The following is a 4,831-nucleotide window of genomic DNA, read 5'->3' as shown; positions in this document are numbered from 1 at the left end:
ACGGCCGACACCTGGGTTCCCGCGGCGTCCCGCGTCCCGCGTGTTGCTTCCTGGGCCATGCCCCCGGCGCCGAACGGCGGGTGGGGACGAGGACGCGCATTTGCGCGAGGGCGCGGGGCGACCACGCGCCGGGCTCGGTTCCCTCTCCGAAAAAATCGGTCTACACGGCCGCTCCCCTGAAGACGCTTACCTGCCCCGTATGCAGGACTGAGCCCGGAGACGCTTGAAGCCATGCCGATTCTCACCTTTCCCGACGGCAACACGCGGGAGGTCGCCGCCGGCACGTCCGGCCGCAGCGTCGTCGAGGGCATCGCCAAGTCGCTGGCCAAGCGCACCGTCGCCATGGCGCTGGACGGCACGGTTGCCGATCTCGACGACCCGATCGCGCGCGACGCGCGCATCGAGTTCCTGGACCGCACCGATCCCCGCAGCCTGGAGCTGATCCGTCACGATTGCGCGCACGTCCTCGCCGAGGCGGTTCAGTCGCTCTGGCCGGACACGCAGGTCACGATCGGCCCGGTGATCGAGAACGGTTTCTACTACGATTTCTATCGCGAGACCCCGTTCACACCGGACGATTTCCCGGCCATCGAGGCGAAGATGCGCGAGATCATCTCGCGCGATGCGCCCTTCACCAAAGAAGTTTGGAAGCGCGAGGACGTGCGGGCGCTGTTCGCCGACAAGCAGGAAGCCTTCAAGGTCGAGCTGGTCGACGCGATCCCCCCGGGCGAGGACCTCAAGATCTACCGCCAGGGCGACTGGTTCGATCTCTGCCGCGGCCCGCACATGACCTCGACCGCCAAGGTCGGCACCGCCTTCAAGCTGATGAAGGTCGCGGGTGCCTATTGGCGCGGCGATTCGAACAACCCGATGCTGACCCGCATCTACGGGACGGCCTGGGCGAACCAGGCCGATCTCGACGGCTACCTGCACCGGCTGGAGGAGGCCGAGCGCCGCGACCACCGCCGGCTCGGCCGCGAGATGGACCTGTTCCACTTCCAGGAGGAGGGGCCGGGCGTCGTCTTCTGGCACGCCAAGGGCTGGACGATCTTCCAGGAACTCATCGCCTACATGCGTCGGCGCCTGCGCGGCGACTACGCCGAGGTCAACGCCCCGCAGATCCTCGACAAGGCGCTGTGGGAGACCTCCGGCCACTGGGGCTGGTACCGGGAGAACATGTTCGCCGCGCAGTCGGCGGGCGAGGAGGCCGAGGACAAGCGCTGGTTCGCCCTCAAGCCGATGAACTGTCCGGGCCACGTGCAGATCTTCAAGCACGGGCTGAAATCCTACCGGGACCTGCCCCTGCGCATGGCCGAGTTCGGCGTGGTCCACCGCTACGAGCCGTCCGGCGCGATGCACGGGCTGATGCGGGTGCGCGGCTTCACGCAGGACGACGCCCACATCTTCTGCACCGAGGACCAGCTCGCCGACGAGTGCCTGAAGATCAACGACCTGATCCTCTCCACCTACGCGGATTTCGGCTTCGACCAGATCGTCGTGAAGCTCTCGACGCGGCCCGAGAAGCGAGTCGGCTCCGACGCCCTGTGGGACCACGCCGAGGCGGTGATGACCCGGGTGCTGGCGCAGATCGAGGAACAGTCGGGCGGACGGATCAAGACCGCCGTCAATCCGGGGGAGGGGGCGTTCTACGGCCCGAAATTCGAGTACGTGCTCCGCGACGCCATCGGCCGCGACTGGCAGTGCGGGACCACGCAGGTGGACTTCAACCTGCCGGAGCGGTTCGGCGCCTTCTACATCGATGCCGACGGCGCCCGGAAGCCGCCCGTGATGGTCCACCGGGCGATCTGCGGCTCGATGGAGCGCTTCACCGGCATCCTGATCGAGCACTTCGCCGGGCACTTCCCGCTCTGGCTCGCGCCGGTGCAGGTGGTGGTGGCGACGATCACCGGCGAGGCCGATCCCTACGCCCGCGACGTGGTGCGCGCCCTGGAGCGGGCCGGGCTGCGGGTCGAGGCCGATCTGCGCAACGAGAAGATCAACTACAAGGTCCGCGAGCACTCGCTGGCCAAGGTGCCGGTGCTGCTGGCGCTCGGCCGCCGCGAGGCGGAGGAGCGGACGGTCTCGATCCGTCGGCTCGGCAGCCAGCAGACCCGGACGCTGCCGCTGACCGAGGCCGTGGCGGCCTTCGTCGAGGAAGCGACGGCCCCGGATGTCCGCCGTGCCGAGGCGGTGGCCGCGGCGGTCCCGACGAGCGGCACCGTGCTCGACGGCCATCACGACCCGGACGACACGCCCTGACGGGAGGCGGCATCCCGGTCGGAGGGCGACGCCGGGGCGTGCCGCGGTGCTCACCCACATCCTCACCGGGGACGAAGCCGAACCGATGGGAAACGCTCGAGGGATCCATGACCCGCCTCGTCTCCGTCCTCGTGCTGATCGCCTTCGCCCCCGCCGCCCTGGCGCAGGAGCGGGTGACCACGCGCAGCCTCACCTGCGCGGCGCTGCAGGCCCGCGTCGCGCAGGCGCGCAACCTGATCCTGGCGACCAGCGAGACGGCCTACGAGACCGTCCACCTGGATTCGGGCTCATGCCGGATCGACGAGACGGCGGCCCCGGCTTTCGAGCCCACCGCGGACGTGCCGTCGTGCATGGCCGGCTGGCGCTGCCGGCAGCGGAACAGCGACAGCGGCCCGCGCTGAGAAGCATTGCGGCCGCCGACGCGCGGACGGGACGGGGCAGCGGCGCCGACGCCGCTTCAGCGCGCCTTCTCGTGCTCCGCGAGACCGACCGCCTTGTAATCGTAGCTCGGGTAGAACTCGGTTCGGTAGGCACCCCAGGCGGTGTCCTCGAGGACGCGGTTGACCTCGCGGAGCCGGGTGGCGGGCAGCCGCAGGGTGATGATCTGCCCGATGCCCATCACGACGTTCCAGGAGACCACCTCGATCCCCGGCGGCGGGAAGGCCTTGTAGAAGCCCTGCTTGGCCAGCTGCGCGTTCAGCTCCGCCAGAGGCCGCGACTGGTCGTGCCGCAGGAAGACCGTCAGCAGCATGGCGTTGTCCGCCGTCGCCGTCGCCGTGCCCACGGGCGGGGGCGGCGCGGTCTGTGCCGACGCCCCGCCGATGCAGCCGAACGCCACGAGGGACGCTGCGAGCGCCCCGATCACACCTGTGGACCGTCGCATCCGATCTCCCCGGCCGAGCACCTGCGCCGGCCCAGCACCAACGCGGCGCGGCGCCACGCTATCCCGAATGTGAGAACCCCTTCAGCTGGGCTCGACATCGTAGGACAATCGCAGGCGAAGCCGGACCAGCCCGTCCGCGTCGCGGACCGCGATGATGAAGTCCTGCCGCTCGACCGGGTCGGTCAGACCCTGCGCCAGGCGGGTCAGGATCCGGACCGCCTGGGCCCGCGCCGCCGCGAGGTCGGGCAGGTCGTAGCCCTCATGGTCGCGGACGAGGTTGGCGCCGTCATGAAGATCGATGAAATAGCGGGGCACGGGTTTCTGCTCGGCGAGCGTATCAGCTCGCGGGAATCAGTCTCCGTCGTTTCTACGTAGTTTCCGGGCCCCCGCAATCGCGTGTCGCGCTTGTCGCACCGGGAAACGGGCCGGTTTGTCAGCCGCCCTGCAGAGGTCGGAGAAGTCTTCCGGGACCGCGCGGATCGTCGCGCCGTCCGGTTCGACGGTCCCGTCGACGGCGTCCCTTTCAGCACGGCCGTGCCCGGCATGCCTGCGGCAAGGGCCGCGGCCTTCTCAGGCGCGCCGGACTCGATCCGGGCGGGCTCCTGGCGCGCGGCTCTCGAGCGGTTCCGATGCAGTTTGGAGGCCTGCATGACGAAGGTGATCTCGAGGCTCATGCCGTGCGCTACGGGGGCGAGCATCGGTCCCTTCCTGCCCGGCAGGCCGTCCGTCACAGGCTGCGGGTGGTGACCCCGAGGGCAAGCAGGACGTAGGCACCGATGAAGAACCATTGCCGGTGCATGACGACCGTACGGCCGACCATGGGGATCCGGGTATACAGGCTTGTGACGGCGAGGCCGATCAGCACGGCCGACACCAGAAACGTGAGCAGACGCGGAGCGGAGAGCGTGGGCATGGGCCATGCTCGCGCCGATACGCTTACCGGACCGTTACCGGTCGAGGCCCGGGATCAGCGGCCGTTCCGCGGTGAGCGGTCCCTTGGAGCCCGGGAGAAGTCCGACCTGCGCCAGCCACAATGCCACGATCGCCGCCGCGATGAGTGTTGCCAGGGACGTCAGCCGGCCTGTCCATCGCCGCAGGACGAACATCGCGACCACGACGGCCAGCAGGGCGACGAGAAGCACGAGCAGGAGCATCGCTGCCCCATGCCACGATCAGGCCGTCACGTCACCGCGGAGGTGAAACAGGATCTCCGGGTCGAGGCGCAGCTACGGCTCTGTGCGCCCCTGATGCGCCTCGTAAGTTGCTCACAACCCGCCTAGGCGCCCGCCTCGGTTGTTCTGCAGAACGGAAACAGACCCGCAATGAACCGGTTGCCCGGTGGTCGGGGCGAAAAGGTCTCACGGCGAAAATGCTAGAAATTCCTACCCATTGGCGCGGGCGGGCATACCAATCATGCACGAAATGCTGGCCGTTGAATGTTTTTGTAACTTGCTTTCGGCGCACGGAGGTAGCAAATCGCAGGAGAGGGGCACATCAGGAATTTTGAAGTGATAGAAGAAACATCCGGTCCCAATCCGAATTTCATCGAACTGGCCGGTGATATCGTCGCCGCCTACGTGTCGAACAATCCCGTTCCGGCCGCCGAGCTGCCGGCGCTGATCGCCCGCGTGCACGGCGCGATCGCCGGCCTCGTCGCCGGTACGCTGACGGTCGAGACCGGCGCGGCGG

The 4,831-nt window shown here is 68.6% G+C and carries 7 protein-coding genes; 3 read left to right on the top strand and 4 right to left on the bottom strand.

Annotated features, from left to right (window positions below; genetic code table 11):
- Positions 1–231: 231 nt before the first annotated feature.
- On the top strand, positions 232–2,259 hold the full coding sequence (gene thrS, locus ACLBX9_RS03775) for a threonine--tRNA ligase (RefSeq protein WP_010685434.1): 2,028 nt from the start codon (positions 232–234) through the stop codon (positions 2,257–2,259).
- A gap of 107 nt (positions 2,260–2,366) precedes the next feature.
- The gene (locus ACLBX9_RS03770; RefSeq protein WP_447717958.1) at positions 2,367–2,660 is read left to right on the top strand and encodes a hypothetical protein; all 294 of its coding nucleotides are present in this window, start codon (positions 2,367–2,369) and stop codon (positions 2,658–2,660) included.
- 56 nt (positions 2,661–2,716) lie between these two features.
- On the opposite strand, the gene ACLBX9_RS03765 is transcribed toward ACLBX9_RS03770, so the two are convergent.
- The 4 genes from ACLBX9_RS03765 to ACLBX9_RS03750 form a co-directional block, all read right to left on the bottom strand.
- Positions 2,717–3,142, bottom strand: coding sequence for a hypothetical protein (locus tag ACLBX9_RS03765; RefSeq protein WP_447717957.1), 426 nt, complete (start codon positions 3,140–3,142; stop codon positions 2,717–2,719).
- An 81-nt stretch (positions 3,143–3,223) separates the two neighbouring features.
- Positions 3,224–3,457, bottom strand: a complete 234-nt coding sequence (locus ACLBX9_RS03760) for a DUF6894 family protein (protein ID WP_010685431.1) — start codon at positions 3,455–3,457, stop codon at positions 3,224–3,226.
- 412 nt (positions 3,458–3,869) lie between these two features.
- The gene (locus ACLBX9_RS03755) at positions 3,870–4,055 is read right to left on the bottom strand and encodes a hypothetical protein (protein WP_447717956.1); all 186 of its coding nucleotides are present in this window, start codon (positions 4,053–4,055) and stop codon (positions 3,870–3,872) included.
- Between the two features lie 34 nt (positions 4,056–4,089).
- The gene (locus ACLBX9_RS03750; RefSeq protein ID WP_010685429.1) at positions 4,090–4,296 is read right to left on the bottom strand and encodes a hypothetical protein; all 207 of its coding nucleotides are present in this window, start codon (positions 4,294–4,296) and stop codon (positions 4,090–4,092) included.
- A gap of 354 nt (positions 4,297–4,650) precedes the next feature.
- On the opposite strand from ACLBX9_RS03750, the gene ACLBX9_RS03745 reads away from it, so the two are divergent.
- The coding region (locus ACLBX9_RS03745) for a MucR family transcriptional regulator (protein ID WP_447717955.1) at positions 4,651–4,831 on the top strand (181 nt) is incomplete at its 3' end.

The organism is Methylobacterium sp. A49B, from assembly GCF_053346215.1.
Note: the sequence above shows the minus strand (reverse complement) of the source record. Positions and strands in the feature narration are given on the sequence as shown.